This window comes from Caulobacter sp. Root1455, assembly GCF_001426905.1.
Classification (GTDB): domain Bacteria; phylum Pseudomonadota; class Alphaproteobacteria; order Caulobacterales; family Caulobacteraceae; genus Caulobacter.
This window is the reverse complement of sequence record NZ_LMFQ01000007.1, coordinates 33,062-50,515: the sequence shown is the minus strand read 5'-3', so window position 1 is coordinate 50,515 and position 17,454 is coordinate 33,062. Positions and strand designations below refer to the sequence as shown.

General features: G+C 68.8%; 18 protein-coding genes. 10 read left to right on the top strand and 8 right to left on the bottom strand.

Translation table 11 applies throughout. The features are described from left to right. Nucleotides 1-74: 74 nt before the first annotated feature. On the bottom strand, nt 75-545 hold the full coding sequence (locus tag ASD21_RS05655; protein WP_056438019.1) for a DUF1203 domain-containing protein: 471 nt from the start codon (nt 543-545) through the stop codon (nt 75-77). Between the two features lie 205 nt (nt 546-750). Here ASD21_RS05655 and ASD21_RS05650 point away from each other — a divergent pair, with 205 nt between their 5' ends. Then, entirely contained in the window at nt 751-2,349 is a 1,599-nt protein-coding gene (locus ASD21_RS05650) for an ABC-F family ATP-binding cassette domain-containing protein (RefSeq protein ID WP_056438016.1), read from the top strand. Here the strand turns inward: ASD21_RS05650 and ASD21_RS05645 are convergent. From ASD21_RS05645 to ASD21_RS05630, 4 genes are all read right to left on the bottom strand, one after another. Further along, nucleotides 2,324-3,904 carry a peroxidase family protein gene (locus ASD21_RS05645; protein WP_082554645.1) on the bottom strand — a complete coding sequence of 527 codons (1,581 nt, stop codon included), beginning with the start codon at nt 3,902-3,904 and terminating at the stop codon, nt 2,324-2,326. The two genes, ASD21_RS05650 and ASD21_RS05645, sit on opposite strands and share 26 nt — an antisense overlap. 274 nt (nt 3,905-4,178) lie before the next feature. Continuing rightward, the gene (locus ASD21_RS05640) at nt 4,179-4,625 is read right to left on the bottom strand and encodes a hypothetical protein (protein ID WP_056438010.1); all 447 of its coding nucleotides are present in this window, start codon (nt 4,623-4,625) and stop codon (nt 4,179-4,181) included. A 3-nt stretch (nt 4,626-4,628) separates the two neighbouring features. Next, a complete protein-coding gene (locus tag ASD21_RS05635; protein WP_056438007.1) occupies nt 4,629-4,955 on the bottom strand; it encodes a rod-binding protein in 327 nt (108 codons plus the stop codon). Next, nucleotides 4,955-6,067, bottom strand: a complete 1,113-nt coding sequence (locus ASD21_RS05630; protein ID WP_056438004.1) for a flagellar basal body P-ring protein FlgI — start codon at nt 6,065-6,067, stop codon at nt 4,955-4,957. Before ASD21_RS05630 ends, ASD21_RS05635 begins: the two co-directional genes overlap by 1 nt. Nucleotides 6,068-6,300: 233 nt before the next feature. Here ASD21_RS05630 and fliX point away from each other — a divergent pair, with 233 nt between their 5' ends. The 3 genes from fliX (at nt 6,301) to ASD21_RS05615 (ending at nt 9,308) form a co-directional block, all read left to right on the top strand. Beyond that, on the top strand, nt 6,301-6,729 hold the full coding sequence (gene fliX / locus ASD21_RS05625; protein ID WP_056438001.1) for a flagellar assembly regulator FliX: 429 nt from the start codon (nt 6,301-6,303) through the stop codon (nt 6,727-6,729). A 175-nt stretch (nt 6,730-6,904) separates the two neighbouring features. Then, entirely contained in the window at nt 6,905-7,333 is a 429-nt protein-coding gene (gene dksA, locus ASD21_RS23210) for an RNA polymerase-binding protein DksA (protein ID WP_012287706.1), read from the top strand. Nucleotides 7,334-7,478: 145 nt separating this feature from the next. Next, nucleotides 7,479-9,308, top strand: a complete 1,830-nt coding sequence (locus ASD21_RS05615; protein WP_056437994.1) for a DUF885 domain-containing protein — start codon at nt 7,479-7,481, stop codon at nt 9,306-9,308. 4 nt (nt 9,309-9,312) lie between these two features. Here the strand turns inward: ASD21_RS05615 and ASD21_RS05610 are convergent, their stop codons facing one another. Both ASD21_RS05610 and ASD21_RS05605 read right to left on the bottom strand, forming a co-directional pair. Next, nucleotides 9,313-9,924: a pyridoxamine 5'-phosphate oxidase family protein gene (locus tag ASD21_RS05610; protein ID WP_056437991.1), complete on the bottom strand. Its 612-nt coding sequence runs from the start codon at nt 9,922-9,924 to the stop codon at nt 9,313-9,315. 51 nt (nt 9,925-9,975) lie between these two features. Then, on the bottom strand, nt 9,976-10,332 hold the full coding sequence (locus tag ASD21_RS05605) for a response regulator (protein WP_056437988.1): 357 nt from the start codon (nt 10,330-10,332) through the stop codon (nt 9,976-9,978). 332 nt (nt 10,333-10,664) lie between these two features. Between ASD21_RS05605 and ASD21_RS05600 the strand changes: the two genes are divergently transcribed. The 3 genes from ASD21_RS05600 (at nt 10,665) to ASD21_RS05590 (ending at nt 13,277) form a co-directional block, all read left to right on the top strand. After that, nucleotides 10,665-11,489 carry a crotonase/enoyl-CoA hydratase family protein gene (locus ASD21_RS05600; RefSeq protein WP_056437986.1) on the top strand — a complete coding sequence of 275 codons (825 nt, stop codon included), beginning with the start codon at nt 10,665-10,667 and terminating at the stop codon, nt 11,487-11,489. Then, entirely contained in the window at nt 11,489-12,139 is a 651-nt protein-coding gene (locus ASD21_RS05595; RefSeq protein WP_056437983.1) for a DUF3052 family protein, read from the top strand. Before ASD21_RS05600 ends, ASD21_RS05595 begins: the two co-directional genes overlap by 1 nt. A gap of 109 nt (nt 12,140-12,248) precedes the next feature. Beyond that, nucleotides 12,249-13,277: a tetratricopeptide repeat protein gene (locus tag ASD21_RS05590; protein WP_056437980.1), complete on the top strand. Its 1,029-nt coding sequence runs from the start codon at nt 12,249-12,251 to the stop codon at nt 13,275-13,277. 144 nt (nt 13,278-13,421) lie between these two features. On the opposite strand, the gene ASD21_RS05585 is transcribed toward ASD21_RS05590, so the two are convergent. Then, nucleotides 13,422-14,903 carry a flavin-containing monooxygenase gene (locus ASD21_RS05585; RefSeq protein WP_056437977.1) on the bottom strand — a complete coding sequence of 494 codons (1,482 nt, stop codon included), beginning with the start codon at nt 14,901-14,903 and terminating at the stop codon, nt 13,422-13,424. Between the two features lie 178 nt (nt 14,904-15,081). On the opposite strand from ASD21_RS05585, the gene ASD21_RS05580 reads away from it, so the two are divergent. From ASD21_RS05580 to ASD21_RS05570, 3 genes are read left to right on the top strand one after another with little or no spacing between them, the layout of a single operon-like run. Further along, on the top strand, nt 15,082-15,975 hold the full coding sequence (locus ASD21_RS05580) for a DMT family transporter (protein ID WP_056437975.1): 894 nt from the start codon (nt 15,082-15,084) through the stop codon (nt 15,973-15,975). Next, on the top strand, nt 15,972-16,691 hold the full coding sequence (locus ASD21_RS05575; RefSeq protein WP_056437972.1) for an N-acetylmuramoyl-L-alanine amidase: 720 nt from the start codon (nt 15,972-15,974) through the stop codon (nt 16,689-16,691). The genes ASD21_RS05580 and ASD21_RS05575 overlap by 4 nt, the downstream gene beginning before the upstream one ends. Next, nucleotides 16,691-17,293: an FMN-binding negative transcriptional regulator gene (locus tag ASD21_RS05570; RefSeq protein ID WP_056437967.1), complete on the top strand. Its 603-nt coding sequence runs from the start codon at nt 16,691-16,693 to the stop codon at nt 17,291-17,293. The genes ASD21_RS05575 and ASD21_RS05570 overlap by 1 nt, the downstream gene beginning before the upstream one ends. Nucleotides 17,294-17,454: the final 161 nt, after the last annotated feature.

Sequence of the window (17,454 nt, the reverse complement as noted above, 5' to 3'; positions counted from 1 at the left end):
CTTCTGGCTTGAGCGGCACCCTAGGAGATCGGGGTTAAGTTGCAATTGAGACCGCTACCGTTCGCGGACGAAGTCTAGGTCGCGCGGTCGATCCTTGCAGCGTAGCAACCGGGCTTGGCGTAATGGGCATGCAGGTAGGCCACGTCGGGATTTTCCAGCATTCTCTCGATCACCGGGACGGCGACGGCGCCCTCGATCACGTCGGCGTCGCGCAGCATGCCGGCCGCGTCGAATCCGCGCAGGGACAGCAATCGGCGGCGCAGGGCCGGGGGCAGGGCGTCGTTGGTCGAGGCCGGGGCCCGGGCGGCTTCACGGACATAGATGGCGTGGCGCGAGCGGAACGGCGTGTCGGCGGCCTGATGCTCGTGGTTCAGCAGGATCAGGGTCTCGCCCGGCGCGGCGTCCTCCAAGGTCACACGGCACGGAAAGGCGAACGGCGCGTCGGCGACGACGCGCAGCATGCCGCGCTCGGCCAGGGTCGCGTCGTCGAGGGCGAACAGCGGCGCGAACGGCTCGATCGGCAAGCTGGAAACGGTGAAGGACATGGCGGGCTCCTGAGATCGGAGCCTGATCCTGACGTCGGCCGGACCAGGCCGACACCCGATCCTTGCGGTCGGCCGAAACTTGCCGAACGCCGGTCGATCGCTTAGAAAGTCGTGCTCGAAACCCCGGGCCGACCGATGGAGGCAACCATGGACATTGCGATGGACGACCGTTTCGCCCTTCCCACTGACCTGACCGTGGTTTCCCATGCCCGCCTTCATCACCCTGGATTCCGTCAGCGCCGCCGCCCCTGACGGCCGCGTTCTCTTCGACCATCTGAACCTGACCATCGGGGCCGAGCGCATCGGCCTGGTGGGCCGCAACGGCGTGGGCAAGTCCACGCTGCTGTCGCTGATCGCCGGGGCCCGCGCGCCGACCTCGGGGACGATCAATCGCGCCGGCGTCGTCGGGGTGCTGCCGCAGCTGCACGCCCCGCCGCCGGGCGCGCGCCTGGCCGACCTGCTGGGCGTCGGACCCGCCTGGGACCGGCTGTGCCGCATCGAGGCGGAGGAGGGGACGCAGGAGGACCTCGTCGAGGCCGACTGGACCTTGCCGGGCCGCGTCGCCGCCGCCCTGGCCGAGGTCGGGCTGTCGCGCTGGGACGCCTCGCGTCCGGCGGCCGAGCTCAGCGGCGGCCAGATGACCCGCGCGGCCTTGGCCGGGCTGCTGATCGCCGCTCCCGACGTCGTCCTGCTGGACGAGCCGACCAACAATCTCGACGCCGCCGCCCGCAGCCTGCTGGCCGACGTGTTGCGGCGCTGGAAGGGCGGGGCGGTGGTGGTCAGCCATGACCGGGCCCTGCTGCGCGGCATGGACCGCATCGTCGAGCTGAGCAGCCTGGGCGCGACCAGCTACGGCGGCGGCTACGACCTCTACGCCGAACGCAAGGCCCAGGCCGTGGCCGCCGCCGAGCACGACCTGGAGGCCGCCGAGCGCCAGGTGCGCCAGGCGGCCCGCGAGGCCCAGGTCGCCCGTGAGCGCAAGGCGCGCCGCGACGCCGCCGGCCGCAGGTTCGCCGCCAAGGGCAGCGAGCCGAAGATCCTGCTGGGCGCCCAGGCCGAGCGGGCCGAGCTGAGCGGCGCGCGCGATGGACGGCTGGCCGATCGCGCCGCCCACGACGCCGCACAGGCCCGCGAGGCCGCCGACGCCCGGGTCGAGCGTCTGCGCCGCCTGGCCTTCGACCTGCCGTCCTGCGGCCTGCCCGCCGGGCGGCTGGTGCTGGATTTCGACGCCGTCGGCCTCGCCTATCCGGAGGGGCCGCCGGTGCTGTCGAACCTGAGCTTCCGTCTGACCGGTCCCGAGCGCGTGGGATTGGTCGGCGCCAATGGGACGGGCAAGTCGACCCTGATCCGGCTGGCGACCGGCGGCCTCGCGCCCACCGCCGGCGCCGTCACCCGCGGCGTTCCGGCGGCCCTGCTGGACCAGCGGGCGGCGGTGCTGGACGAGACCCAGACCATCCTGGAGAACTTCCGTCGCCTGAACCCGGCCGCCGGCCAGAACGAGGCCCACGCCGCCCTGGCGCGGTTCCTGTTCCGCAACGTCGCCGCCCACCAGACGGTGGCCACGCTCAGCGGCGGCGAGCGCTTGCGGGCCGCCCTGGCCTGCGTGCTGATGGCCGCCGAGCCGCCCCAGCTGCTGATCCTGGACGAGCCGACCAACCACCTGGACCTCGACTCGGTCCAGGCGGTGGAGAGCGCCCTGGCGGGCTATGACGGCGCCCTGCTGATCGCCAGTCACGACCAGGACTTCCTCGACGCCGTGGGGGTGGAGCGGCGGATCGTCAGTGATGCCGGTCCACGAAGTTGATCAGCGACGCGATGGTGAAGCTTGCCGGATCCTCGCCCTCCAGATCCGGCTGGAAGGCCGGAAAGACGCTCAGATAGGAGAACTGGTCGTTGAGCAGCAGCGCCGCGAAGGTCTCCGCCACGATCGTGCTGCCCACCACGCCCAGCCGGTGACCGCCAAGCGATCCGCCGTCCTTCTGGGTGATCTCGGCCTCGCGCAGCACATAGTACCAGAGCGGGGCGTTCATCTTGAACCCATGGAACTGGTCGTACACGGCCAGGCGCTTGGCGGCGGTCGCCGCATCGAGGTTGCCGGGGTCGCGCCACAGCGCGTCGTCGCTCAGGGGCGTCTCGCCGATCGCCAGGGCGACGCGCTGGCCGGAGGGCAGGCCGAGCGCGCGTCCCCGCACCAGGTTGCGGGCCGCCAGCGAGCGGCGCCAGTCGGGCGTCTGGCCCTGCATCTCGGGAAGCTCGGCGAGCTGGCCGACCAGCAGGGAGTCGATCCGGTAGCTGGGCTGCGGAACGATCTGACCGTCGAGGGCGCTCGTGGCGGCCACTCCGGCGAAGAAGAAGCTCCAGTCGATCCCCCAGAAATCGGGGAGGGGGCCAAAGCCGTTCAGATTGTTGCGGGGTTCGGGATCGCCCGAGAACACGGGGATGCGCGGGTGCTTTGCGTCGATGTCGGTCAGCACCGGATTGTTGAGCGAATAGCTGGGCCGGATCATCGAGTGGCCGAAGCGATAGGCCGCCACCGCGAATTCCACCGGGATGAAGGGGTAGGTTTCCGGCTCCTTGCGATAGAAGCGCAAGGCGGGCAGACCCTGGCTGAAATAGGTCGCCCAGACGTTCCGGTCGAGGATCGTCTTCAGGAAGTCGTTCACCACCAGCCACTGGTAGTGGAAGCGCACCTGCTGCTGGACCTTGAGAAAGCGATCGGGCGTTCCCTGGGGCGTCAAGCCGATCAGGATGTTGTGGAAGTCGGTGAACAGGGCGTGGAACTGCGAGACCAGCTTGTTCTCGTCGTTGCGGGGATCGCCCGTCATGGCCCGGCCGTCGGCGTTGCGGGCCAGGTCGAAGCGCGGCGGCAGGCCCGTCGGCGCCTTGTCTTCTCCCTGGTGCAGGCTGCAGAACCCGTCGGCGGCCCTGTAGAGATAGGGCTGATCCGAGGGGCCCTTGCCGTAGAGGCTGTCGAGGTCGAAGCGCGAGGTCCGGAAGTCCTGCACGGCGCGGGGATCGTTCACCCGGTCCAGGCTGGACGCGGTGTCGAAGGTCAGGTCGTGGTCGATGAACTGGCCGAAATAGGTGTAGCCGGCGGTGATTTCCGGGTTCTCGTCCTCGGGCTCCGCCTCGGTGATCGGGGCGCCGGGATCGGCCTTGAGCATGCTGCCGGCCAGCGCGATCAGCGCCTCCAGCGAACCGGGGAAGGTGGTCTGGGTGTCCGCGCCATAGACGGCGACGGGAAGGTCCGGAAACATCCGGCCGAACCGTCCGAAGCCTGACTCTGATCGGACCAGGTCCTGGACCTCGACCCCGGTTGGCGGCAATCCGCGAAGGAGCCGCCCGTGTTCGCTGGACATGCGTGTCTCTCCGTTCGGCGCGGGCGGCCGGCCGCGCGGACCAGGCCCCTTCGCTGGGTGGAACTGATGGCGTCCGGAGCGGCTGGCGACGGCCCGGACGACGCAGCGTCCCATCATCCGCCGAAGCCCACGCGTGACGGCGGTCACGGTCGTGGAGCCCATGCGCATCGCCCCGCCCCCGCGATGGAGCGGGGACAGGGCGAGGTGGTCTTTGGCGATGTGAAGCGGGGCGACGCGCCTCGGTCCGACGAGCGGATATCGCCCCCGGCGAGCCTTAGGCCCGTTGGTTCAGCGTGATCGCCGTGCCGTTCTGGCGATAGGCCGCGCCCTGGGCGCCGGGGCCGTAGCCGGAGGCGGTGGGGCGTTGTTCGGCGACTTCCTGGGCGATGGCGCGAACCAGGCCTTCGGTGACGGTCTTGGCGGCGGTGACAGCGCGGCCCTGGCGGGCCAGGACGGAGTCGAAGGCCTCGGTGGCGCGCACCAGGCGTTGGCGGCGCTGGAGCGAGGCGCCCGACACCAGGGCGACGTTGCCGCGGACCCGGGTCGACTCGTGGCGATAGAGGTTGGCCAGCTTGGCCACTTCGTCGACGTACTGCGCCGCCTCGTGCGGACGACGAGCCTCGAAGGCGGCCGACTGCCGGGCGATCAGGTCGGTCAGGCGCTCGGTCAGGATGATCAGCTGTTCGACGCGGTCGTCGCAATCGAGGGCGGTGAGGGCCATGGGCTACTCCTTCAGACCTTGCATCTTCAGCATTTCCTTCTGCACGGCGGCGGCGACGCCGATGCCGCCGGCCTTGGAGACCTGCTTGGCCATCTCCTCGGCCAGAAGGGACTTGAACATGTCCTCGCCGGCCCCGCCGCCGCCGATGTCCGGCGTCTTCATGCCGGCCGTCATCGACTGCATCATCACCGACAGGAACGAGGCCTCGAACTTCTGGGCCGTCTCACGGATCTTGCCGCGCTTGAGCAGTTCGGCGGTGGAGGCGGCGGTCGGGCCGACGATGTCGACGCCAGAAGTCATGGGCGGGGTCGCGATCGTGGAGAGGTTCATCACATCACCTCGATTTCGGCTTGCAGGGCGCCCGAGGCCTTGATGGCCTGCAGGATCGAGATCATGTCGCGCGGGGTGACGCCCAGGGCGTTGAGGCCGCCGACCAGGCTCTTGAGCGAGGCGCCGCCGCCCAGGGTCAGCAATTGCCGGCCGGTCTCTTCGTTGACGCTGACGGTCGACTGCGGGACGACCTTGGTCTGGCCCTGGCTGAACGGGGCCGGCTGGCTGACGGCCGGAGTCTCCTGGACCGAGATGGTCAGGTTGCCCTGGGCGATCGCCACCTGGCTGATGCGGACGTCGTCGCCCATGACGATCACGCCGGCCACCTCGTCGATGATCACCTTGGCCGGGGCGTCGGGTTCGACCTCCAGGTTCTCGATGGCGGTGACGAAGCTGATCATGTCCATGCCGGCGGGCGGACGGACCGCGACGATCGTCGGGTTCTGGGCCTGGGCGCAGTTGGGGAAGCGGCCGTTGATGGCGTCGGCGATGCGGCGCGAGGTGGTGAAGTCCGGATTGCGCAGGGTCATGCGCAGCACGTCCATGCTCACCATCTGGAAGCCGGTCTCCTTTTCGATGATGCCGCCGGCGGCGATCCGGCCCGCGGTCGGAACACCTTTCGTGACAGAACTGCCCGAGGCCCCGCCGGCCGAGACCGCGCCGGTCTGCACCGAGCCCTGGGCCACCGCGTAGGTCTGGCCGTCGGCGCCTTGCAGCGAGGTGACCAGCAGGGTGCCGCCCAGCAGACTCTTGGCGTCGCCGAGGGTCGAGACCGTGACGTCCATGCGCGCGCCGGCCGCCGAGAACGGCGGCAGGTTGGCCGTGACCATGACGGCGGCGGTGTTCTTGGTGTTGAGGTTGCCGTCGCGGACGTTGACGCCCTGGCGCTCGAGCATCGCTTCCAGGCTCTGCTTGGTCATCGGCGCGTTGCGCAGGCTGTCGCCCGAACCGTTCAAGCCCACGACGATGCCGTAGCCGACCAGCTGGTTGTCGCGCACGCCCTCGAAGGCGACGATGTCCTTGATGCGCGACTTGGCGTCGGCCGGGGTCGAAACCAGGGCGACGGCGGCGAGGGCGAGGCCCAGAACGGAAGCAAAGAATGAACGAGACATGGCGATCCTGCGGCGGGGTGGCATCCCCGCGCCGTCCCATGCGAGAACCGGGCCAGTCTGAATGTGTTGAAAAGCCCAATGAAATCAGTCGAAAGGCGGCGATTTTCTGCCTGCGACATTCTGGTTCGGCAGATTCTGCCCGGCATTAACCATACCGCAAGCGGCGCCCAGCAAGATGTGGTTAACGGGGAGGGGGTGACTCCCTTGATCGGCAGTCGGAACAGGATTTCGTCATGAAGGTTTCCAGCACGGGAGGCGCGGGCGCGGTTGGCGCATCGCGGGCCAAACCGGTGGGCGGCGGATCGGGGTTTTCCCTACCTTCGGTCGGCGGCGCCGGCGCCGCTTCCGGAGTCGCCCAGACGGGCGGCGTGGCCGGGATCGGATCGCTCGACGCGCTCCTGGCCCTGCAGGCCGACATGGACCCCACCGAGCGCAAGCGCCGGGCGGTGAAGCGGGCCGGCGGCCTGCTGGACCTGCTGGACGCGCTGAAGCTGGCCACCCTGGACGGCGAGGTTTCCACCGGCACGCTGTCGCGACTCAAGAGCGCCGTGCGCGAGCATCGCGAGGCGACCGACGATCCCAAGCTCGAAGCCATTCTCAATGAAATCGAGACCCGCGCGGCCGTCGAGGCGGCCAAGCTCGAACAGATGCGACTGGGCTGAAAACGCTGATGAAACCGTATCTTAAGAAACACGGTTCTCTGAATATCCCCAGAAACGCGGCATTCGTGCACGGCGGTGAACACGCCGCTCACGCGACGTTCATTGAACCGGGCTATCGTTTTGGTATAAGCACCCGGCCTGACCTGGGCGGAGTTCATCGGGGCGTGAGGCGTTAATGCAAACGGCCACTGTTCTTAAGGTACCAGACTCGTATCGTCCGTCGGATGACGAGCCTTTCATGAACGAGCGTCAGCTTGAGTATTTCAAGCAGAAGCTCCTGGCATGGAAAGAAGAGATCCTCCGCGAATCTCGCGAGACGGTCTCCCATCTGCAAGCTGAGACTGAAAACCATGCCGACCTCGCCGATCGCGCGTCGTCGGAAACTGATCGGGCGCTGGAACTTCGCACCCGGGATCGTCAGAGAAAACTTATCTCGAAAATCGACCAGGCGTTGCGCCGAGTCGAGGACGGTTCCTACGGCTATTGCGAGGAAACCGGCGAGCCGATCGGTTTGGCTCGACTGGACGCGCGGCCCACCGCGACGCTCAGCCTGGAAGCCCAGGAGCGTCACGAACGTCGGGAACGGGTTCACCGCGACGACTGAGGTCACCGACCTCGACTGGATGTGTTTTCGAGCGGCCCCGCCCCACGGCGGGGCCGTTTTCGTTTCGGGTGTTTCCATGGTCGGACTGAGGTGATTTGCTGAAGTCTTCGCCCCGGAAGGGCCGCGGCGACCGGGGAATTTCATCATGACCATGACGCGTCGCCATCTCCTGGCGACCAGCACGGCGGCCGCGAGCCTCGCGCCCTTCGCCGCCGCCTTCGCCGCGCAGGCCGGCTCGCCGGTCGCGGGACCCGTCGCCGACGCCAAGCTGGCCGCCCTGCTGGACAGGTTCGTCGAGCAGATGCTGACCGACTCGCCGGAAACCGCCACCTCGCTGGGCCTCGACAAGGGCGCGCGGGCCGGGCTGAAATCGCGGCTGTCGGGCGCCTCGACCGCCGATCGCCGCGCCCAGGTGGCCGCCGCCGCCGACCGGGTCAAGCGACTGTCGGCCATCGACCCCAAGAGCCTGAACCCCCACGACCTGACGATCCGCGACACCGTGCTGGCCGCCCAGACCCTGACTGTCGAGGGCGGGGCCTTCTCGTACGGCGTCGACTACGCCAACCCCTATGTGGTGACCCAGCAGAGCGGCGCGGTCTCCGGCGTTCCCGAATTCCTCAACTCGCAGCACGCCGTCAACACCGCGGCGGACGTCGACGCCTACCTGGCCCGCACCCACGCCTTCGCCAAGGTGCTGGACCAAGAGACCGCCCGGATCGGCGAGGACGCCGGCGCCGGGGTGATCGCCCCGGCCTTCATCCTCGACACCGCCATCGCCCAGCTGACCGAATTGCGCGGCCAGGCGGCCGGAAGCACCCAGCTGGTCGCCTCCCTGGCCGAGCGGGCCAAGGCCAAGGGGCTGGCCGATCCCTCGGCGGCCGAGACCAGGATCGTCGCCGACGAGGTGTTCCCGGCGCTCGACCGGCAGCTGGCCGCCCTGAAGGCGGCGCGCGCCAAGGCCACGGCCGACGCCGGCGTCTGGAAGCTGCCCAAGGGCGACGAATACTATGCCTGGGCCCTGCGCGTGGGCACGACCACCACGATGTCGGCCGACCAGATCCACGCGATGGGCCTGGAGCAGGGCGCGGCCATCGCCGCCCGCATGGACCCGATCCTCAAGGCCCAGGGCCTGACCCAGGGCGGCGTCGGCGAGCGGGTCACCGCCCTGACCAAGGATCCCCGCTATCTGTACCCCGACAGCGACGCCGGCCGGGCCCAGCTGCTGGCCTATCTGGAGGACCGCATCGCCGCCACCCGGCTGATGATGCCCAAGCTGTCGCGCCTGGGGCTGAAGGCTGAGGTCCGGGTCAAGGCCGTGCCCAAGGAGATCGAGGCCGGCGCGCCGCAGGGCTACATGAACTTCGCCGCCCTCGATGGCTCGCGGCCGGCGATCTACTACATCAACCTCAAGGACATCGGGAACTGGCCGAAGTTCACCCTGCCGACCCTGACCACACACGAGGCCATCCCCGGCCACGCCTGGCAGGGCGCCTACCTGGCCGAACGGTCCAGCCAGATCCCGCTGATCGCCTCGCTGATGGGCTTCAACGCCTTCATCGAGGGCTGGGCGCTCTATGCCGAGCAGCTGGCCGACGAGGGCGGCTTCTATGACGGCGATCCGCTGGGCCAGCTGGGCTATCTGCAGGCCCAGCAGTTCCGCGCCGCGCGGCTGGTGGTCGACACCGGCCTGCACCACAAGCGCTGGACCCGCGAGCAGGCCATCGACTACCTGGTCACCACCACCGGCCGGGCGCGACCGGCCATGACCAGCGAGGTCGACCGGTACTGCGCCAACCCCGGCCAGGCCTGCGGCTACAAGGTGGGCCACACCGAGATCGTCCGCCTGCGCGAAATGGCCAAGGCCAAGATGGGCGGAAAGTTCGATCTGCGCGACTTCAACGACGCCGTGGTCTCGACAGGCGGCGTGCCGCTGACCGTGCTGGCCGAGGTGGTGGATCGGTACGTGGCGGGTTAGCGGCTCACCACAGACTCGCCGCCGCCCGCTCGGGCCAGGCCTTGTCGTAGTCATCGCCCCCGACCGCGTCCTCGCTCATCGCCGCCAGCATGGCGCCGGGCGAGGGCAGGTCGCGGGGATCGACCTGGCTTTCGGCCTTCCACAGGCCCGAGCGGACGATGGCGCGGGCGCACTGGAAATAGGCCTCGACCACGGTCACCACCAAGCAGGTGCGCGGCGCCTTGCCGTCGACGGCGAAGCTCCGCAGCAGGTCGGGATCGGCGCTGACCACGGCCCGGCCGTTGACCCGGAAGGTCGTGCCCGAGCCGGGGATCAGGAACATCAGCGCCACGCGCGGATCGCGGACCACGTTGCGCAGGCTGTCGATGCGGTTGTTGCCGCGACGGTCGGGCAGGATCAGGGTCCGCTCGTCCTGGATGCGGACGAAGCCGGCCTGGTCGCCGCGCGGGCTGCAGTCCAGGCCCTCGGGGCCGACGGTGGCCAGGGCCAGGAACGGCGAGGCCTCGATCAGGGCGCGATAGTGCGGGGTGATGCGGTCGGCGACCTTGACGATCGAGGCCGGGACCGGGGCCGGCGCGTAGAGGGCTTCGAGCGTTTCGAGGTCGTCGATGATCATGGGCGGCTCCCCTCAAGGGCCGCCAGCATAGCGGGTGTCTCGGCGGCGCGCCTAGACGCTGGCGTTCTGGACCATGGCGCAGGCCTCGGCCAGGCGGTGGGGCGAGATCGGCTTGTCGACCACGGCGCGCGTGCGAGGGGACAGCTGGTCGGCGTTGCCGGTCACATAGACCACGGGAATCGGCCCCAGCCGGGCGAGGATCGCGGTGACCGCTTCGACGCCGGTGCCGCCGATGATGCGATAGTCGGCCGTGATCAGATCCGGCGGGCGCCTTAGGGCGCAATCGAGCGCCGCCTGGGGGCTTTCCGCGATATCGAAGGTGTCGAACCCTTGCTCGCTGAGCAAAGCCTCGACCTCCATCGCGATGAGGATTTCATCCTCGATGATCAAAGCATGTCTCTGGGACATGTGCACTGCACGCCACCGCTTCTTAAAATCGTCCCTGCAGTTAGTAGAAGCCTATGATTCCCTTCCGCGCCAACGCTTTTTACGGCTCAGCTTGTCTAAAAAGCCGCTGGGCCGTTGTTGCGTCTGGTTCGCAGCTCGCAAGTTCTTCCAGGTGTTGTGTGTGATCACAAAAAGAAGCGCTGGGTCTTGTCCATCTCGGTCGAAGTCCGGGATTTACCTTAGTTTGTAAAACAAAGCCCGCCGAGCGTTGGTCTCTTGCCTCTCCCTCGCCGATTTGCGCTATGCAGATCAAAAATGGCCCAGGCCAGAAACCCCGCAGGAGCGCCCTCGCCATGTCGCAAGACACCCCTTCCACCCTTCCGCCGCTGATCCTCACCGAGAAACGCGGCCACGTCGCGATCCTGACGCTCAACCGACCCGACGCCATGAACGCCCTGGGCGCGCCCGGCGACGGCGACCAGGTGGCGGCGGCCTGCGAGGCGATCAACGACGACCAGGACATCCGCTGCGTGATCCTGACCGGCGCGGGCCGGGCCTTCTCGGCCGGCGGCGACGTCAAGGCGATGAAGGCGCGGGAAGGGGCGTTCGGGGGCAACGGCGTCAAGATCCGCGACGGCTACCGCAAGAACATCCACCGCGTTGTGCGGGCCATCTACGGCCTGGAGGTTCCGTCGATCGCCGCGGTCAACGGCGCGGCCATCGGCCTGGGCTGCGACGTGGCCTGCATGACCGACATCCGCATAGCCGCCGACACCGCCAAGTTCGGGGTGACCTTCCTGAAGCTGGGCCTGATCCCCGGCGACGGCGGCGCCTGGCTGATGCCGCGCACCATCGGCATGAGCCGCGCGGCCGAACTGCTGTTCACCGGCGACGTCATCGATGCGGCCAAGGCCGAGGCCTGGGGCCTGATCAGCAAGGCCGTGCCGGCCGAGACGCTGATGGACGAGGCCATGGCCCTGGCCACGCGGATCGCGCAGCAGCCGCCCCACGCCCTGCGCATGGCCAAGAGCCTGCTCAAGCACGGCCAGACCGCCAGCTACGACACCCTGATGGAGATGAGCGCCGCCGCCCAGGCCATCGCCCACCACACCGACGACCACATGGAGGGCGTCGACGCCATCCTCGAGAAGCGCCAGCCCAACTTCCGGGGTTCGTGATGGGCAAGGAGGCCAAGGGCGTCTGGGGCCAGCTCTCCGACGGCGAGAGCGACGGCAAGCTGGTCTGGGAGCCGCCCAAGCTGATCTTCCGCGGGGCGGTGCGCGGCATCTTCCAGGGGCACGCCCTGCGCGACCTGCGGGTCGAGGGCGATGACCTGGTGCTGACCGACGGTACGCGCTTCACCCTGGAGCCAGGCCAGGCCGACAAGTGGCTGCACGCCATCCAGAATCCGCCCGGGCGGCTGGACAAGCTGGGCGTCAAGGCCGGCCAGACGGTGGTGGTCCAGGCCATAGACGACGGCGAGTTCCTGGACGAGCTGTCGACCCGCGTCGAGCCGGTCGAGGCCTATGAGGACATCGACCTGCTGTTCCTGGGCGTCGAGGATCTGGCCGATTTCGACCAGATGGAAGACCTGGTCGGCGGGCTCGGGCCCAAGGGCGCGATCTGGATCGTCGCGCAGAAGGGCAAGGGCGCGCCGCTGAAGGACGTCGAGATCCTGACCGCCGCGCGCGAGCAGGGCCTGGTCGACACCAAGGTCTGCGCCTTCTCCAAGACCCATACGGCGCTGCGGTTCGTCAGGCGCAAGGGCGGGGCGGCGGTGAAGCCCGCGCCGGTTGAAGACGAGGATCAGGGGTTCGACGAGGACTGAGGCGCGGCTCGTTCCCATCGGGTCTCGGCCCGCGGCGCGCGCGTGATCCACCTGATGGGGGCGGCCCGCGTCGGCGGCTAGACTGGCGCGTCTGTCCAGGGTTCAACCGATGACCGCGCCCCGCGCCTCCGCGATGATCTTCCGCGTCGCCACGACGCCCTTCGCGACCTGCTGTCTCTTCCTCGCCGCGAGCCTGAGCGTCCTGCCGAGCGGCCCGCCGGTTTCGGCCCAGACCAGCTCCCAAACCGCGGCCAAGACCTGGACGCCGCCGCCGCCGGCCGCCGATCTCCAGGCCGCGCTGGACAGGGCGGCCACGGGCTCGCCCGAGGCCCTGACGACCCTGGCCGACAGCGGCAGGGCCGACGCCCAGGCCTATGCCGGGCTGCTGTTCGTCATGGGGCGGGGCAAGATCGCGCCGAACCCGCCGCGCGGCTGCGCCTACGCCGCCAAGGCGGCGGACGAGCGCGCCGACGCCATGCACCTGCGCGCGCGGTGCCTGCAGTACGGCCTGGCGGGCGGCAAGCCCGACGTCGAGGGCGCCAAGGCCGCCTACACCCGCGCCATGCAGATGGGCTATCCGCAGTCCAAGTGCGCCCTGGGTCAGATGCTGATGGCCGAGCCGGCCTCGGTCGACCGCGGCCTGGCGCTATGCAAGGAAGCCGCCCGCGCCGGCGACAACGAGGCGCAGCTGGCCCTGGGCTCGGCCTATCTGGCCGGCAAGCCCGTGACCCGCGATCCGCGCGAGGCGCGCAAATGGTACGAGATGGCCGTCAAGGAGAACCCCCTGATGGCCGCGCGCAAGCTGGGCGATCTGTACGCCAGCGGCGAGGGCGGCAAGCGCGACACCAAGAAAGCGCTCGAACTGTGGGGCGCCGCCGAGAAGGCGGGCGATCAGGCCGCCTGCATCCTGATGGCCGACCAGCTGTTTTCGGAGATGACGGGCGGCCGCAAGCCTGGCCCAGGGACCTATGCGTTCAAGGGCGGCGTGCCGCTCAAGGACATCGAGGTGGTCGAGCTGTGGTACCAGGCCGCGCTCGAGCGCGATCCCAGGCCCGAGGTCAAGACCCGCGCCGACTACGCCCTCAAGCTTCTCAAGAGCTTCAAGACCGCCAACGTGTCGACGAAGAAGCCGAAATAGATGAGCGGCCCTCCCCCTGTGGGGGAGGTGTCGGCGAAGCCGACGGAGGGGGGAGCGATCGGCTCTTTCCGCATCCCGGATCGATCGCCCAAAGAATCCCCCCACCGATCGCTGCGCGATCGCCTCCCCCACAGGGGGAGGACCTTACGCCGCGACCTTCTCCTTGGCCGGGGCCCTGGCCTTCGAGAACTCCATCGTTCCGTCGTCCACCTTGCCGTAGCGCAAGGTCACCAGGTCCAGCGCGTAGTTCTGGTGCACCTTCCACGGCGTCTTGGCGCCCTGCTTGGGCAGGATCTTCAGGGCGCGCTGGACGTAGCCCGACGAGAAGTCCAGCCAGGGCTCGATCTCCATCTGGCCCTCGGGCAGGCGCGGGGTGCAGATCTGGGCCCCCGTCCGGTCCATGTGGTTGAGCAGGCGGCAGACATATTCGGCCGTCAGGTCGGCCTTCAGGGTCCAGCTGGCGTTGGTGTAGCCGAAGGTCGAGGCCAGGTTCGGCACGTCGCTGAACATCATGCCCTTGTAGCTGGTGGTCTCGTGCGGCGCGATCTTCCGGCCGTCGACCACCACCTCCATCTCGCCCAGCAGCTGCATGCGCAGGCCGGTGGCGGTGACGATGATGTCGGCGTTCAGGCTCGCGCCCGATTTCAGCTTCAGGCCGGTTTCGGTGAAGGTCTCGATCTGGTCGGTGACCACCGACGAGGTCCCGGCCTTCAGGGAGTCGAACAGGTCGGCGTCCGGCACCAGGCACAGCCGCTGGTCCCAGGGATTGTAGCGCGGCGTGAAGTGGGTCGCGATGTCGTAGTCGGGACCCAGGTGCTCGCGCACCAGGCCCAGAAGCCGCTCCTTGGTCTTCTCCGGCTTCTTGCGGGCGATGTTGAAGAACAGCAGCTGCATCAGCACGTTCTTCCAGCGCGTGATGCCGTAGGCGGTCATGGCCGGCAGCTTGGCGCGCAGCCAGTTGGCGATCCCGTCCTCGGCCGGGCGCGAGACCACATAGGTCGGCGAGCGCTGCAGCATGGTCACGTGGCCGGCGGTCTTGGCCATTTCCGGCACCAGGGTGACGGCCGTGGCGCCGCTGCCGATGACCACGACTTGCTTGCCGGCGTAGTCCAGGTCCTCGGGCCAGTGCTGCGGGTGGACGAGGCGGCCCTGGAAACGTTCGACCCCGGGGAAGTCAGGCGTGTAGCCGGCGTCGTAGTTGTAGTAGCCGCTGCACATCGACAGGAAATTGCAGGTCACCTTCACCGTCTTGCCGTCGTGCTCGGCCTCGACGGTCCAGGTGGCGGTCTCCGAGGACCAGCTGGCCCGCTTGACCTTGTGGCCGTAGCGGATGTGGCGGTCGATGCCGTTCTCGGCGGCGGTCTCGTGGACATAGTTCAGGATCGACGGGCCGTCGGCGATGGCTTTCGCCTCGCGCCACGGCTTGAAGGCGTAGCCCAGGGTGTACATGTCGCTGTCGGACCGGATGCCCGGATAGCGGAACAGGTCCCAGGTGCCGCCCATCGCCGCCCGCGCCTCGAGGATGGCGTAGGTCTTCTTCGGACAGTCGCGTTGAAGATGGTAGGCCGCGCCGATGCCCGACAGGCCCGCGCCCACGATCAATACGTCGAAATGCTCGATGGCCATCGTGCCTCCGCCCTGAAGTTCACCCGGCCCGGTGGTCCGGGCGCTCGCGTATGTGAACATTGTTCACCAGCAAACGACCGTTTAGCCCATCCGTCAACCGCGGCGTCGCGCAAGACGATGTCGGCGGTCATCGGTTTTGATTGCAAACCCTCGTCAGCGGCGCGTATCGGTCATTCCCATGTCTTTGCGCGACTTTGGTTTGCTGGTCCTGGTCTGTCTGGTCTGGGCCTGCAACAACATCATTTCCAAGATCGTGGTCGCCCACTGGGGCGTGCCGCCGCTGTTCTATGCGGCGGTGCGTTTCGCCATCGTCGCGGCGGTGACCCTGCCGTGGCTGCTGCCCGCGCCGCGCCCGACCTGGCGGATCGTGACCGTGGGTCTGCTGATGGGGGCGGGCAACTTCGCCCTGCTGTTCATGGGCTTCAAGACCGCCTCGCCGTCGGCCTCGGCGGTGGTGATCCAGCTGGGCGTGCCGTTCACGACGCTCCTGTCGATGCTGATGCTGGGCGAGAAGGTGCGCTGGAAACGCGGCCTGGGCATCGCCCTGACCCTGGCGGGCGCGGTGGTGGTGATGTGGAACCCGCACGGCCTGCAGCTGTCGCCGGGCCTGTGGTTCATCGTCGCCTCGGCGTTCACCGGTTCGCTGGGCGCGGTGATGATGAAGCAGATCGAGGGCGTGAAACCGCTGCAGTTCCAGGCCTGGGTCGGCGCCACCTCGGTCGCGCCCCTGGCCCTGCTGAGCCTGGCGACCGAACCCGGCGGCCTGGACCTGGCCCTGAAGGCCGGCTGGCCGTTCCTGGCGGCGCTGCTGTTCTCGGCCCTGATCGTCTCGGTCCTGGCCCACACCGCCTATTACGGCCTGATCCAACGCCACGACGCCAATCTGGTCGCGCCGCTGACCCTGATGACCCCGCTGATGACCATTGGCCTGGGCGTTCTGATCACGCACGATCATTTCGACGCCCGCATGGGAATCGGCACGCTGCTCGCGCTAGTGGGGGTGCTGATCATCGCCCTGCGCAAGAACCAGGTGATGCCGCTGCTGATGCTGACGAGGAACCGCTCTCAATGACGTTGATCGACGCCCCGTCGCCGAACTTCGACGCGCGCAAGGCCGTGCCCGACTGCGTCGTCCTGCACTACACCGGCATGGAGACCGGCCCGGCCGCCCTGGCGCGGCTGTGCGACCCCGAAGCCAAGGTCTCGGCCCACTATCTGGTCGAGGAGGATGGCCGGATCTTCCGCCTGGTGCCCGAGGAGCGCCGCGCCTGGCACGCCGGGGCCGCCTTCTGGAGGGGCGTCAAGGACATCAACTCGGCCTCGATCGGCGTCGAGATCGTCAATCCCGGCCACGAGTTCGGCTATCGCCCGTTCCCCGACGCCCAGATCGCCGCGGTGATCAACCTGCTGGCCGACATTCGCTCGCGCTGGATGATCGACGACGACATGATCATCGGCCACTCCGACATCGCCCCCGGCCGCAAGATCGATCCGGGCGAGCTGTTCCCCTGGAAGCGTCTGGCCGAGGCCGGCCACGGCCTGTGGGTCGAGCCGCCGCCGTCGCCCGGCGCGCCGCTGGGCCAGGGCGAGGAGGGGACCGGCGTCTTCGCCCTGCAGGCCGGCCTGACCCGCCTGGGCTACAACTGTCCGCCGTCCGGCCAGTACGATGAGTGGACCGAGACCGTGGTCGCCGCCTTCCAGCGCCACTGGCTGCAGACCCGCTTCGACGGCGTCGCCGACGGCGAGACCCGGGCCCGGCTGGTGGCCCTGCTGCGGGCCGCCGGCTGATGCATCCTGCCAAGCCGTTCCACGTCGACGACCGCGAGACGTTGCTCGGCTTCTTCCGCGCGCGTCCGTTCGTGACGATCGCGGCGGCGGTGGGCGGGCGGCCATTCACCGCCCAGGCGCCGGTGGTGGTCCGCGAACTGGACTTCGGCGAGGTGGCGCTGGACTTCCACCTGTCGCGCGGCAACGCCCTGGCGCCCTACGTGGTCCAGGGCTTCCGCGCCGTGGCCCTGGCGACCGGTCCGGACGCCTATGTCAGTCCCGACTGGTACGGCACGGAGGACCATGTACCGACCTGGAACTACGTCTCGGCCGAGGCCGAGGGCCTGGTCGCGCCGCTCAGCGACGCCGAGTTCGTGGCCTTGCTCGACGACCTCTCGGCCCAGGAGGAGGCGCGGCTCCTGCCCAAGACGCCCTGGACCCGCGCCAAGATGAGCCCCGGCCGCTTCGAGACCATGATGCGCGGCGTCATCGGCTGCCGGCTCAGCGTCGAGCGCCTGGAAGGGACCTGGAAGCTGTCGCAGAACAGGACCGCCGCCGAGCGGGCCGGCGTGGTCGCGGCGCTGGGCGATCATCCGATCGCGGGGTTGATGCGAGATCCCTAGGTCTCGTTGAGCGATGCCTGCGGGCCCGCCCTCGTCCTTGGACAGGCTCAGGATGAGGACGACTTCGCGAAGCCGACATTCGAATTCCTCATCCTGAGCTTGTCGAAGGACGAGGAATTCGCGCCACGGCTTGACCCCAACGCTCCCAACCGTCACACAAC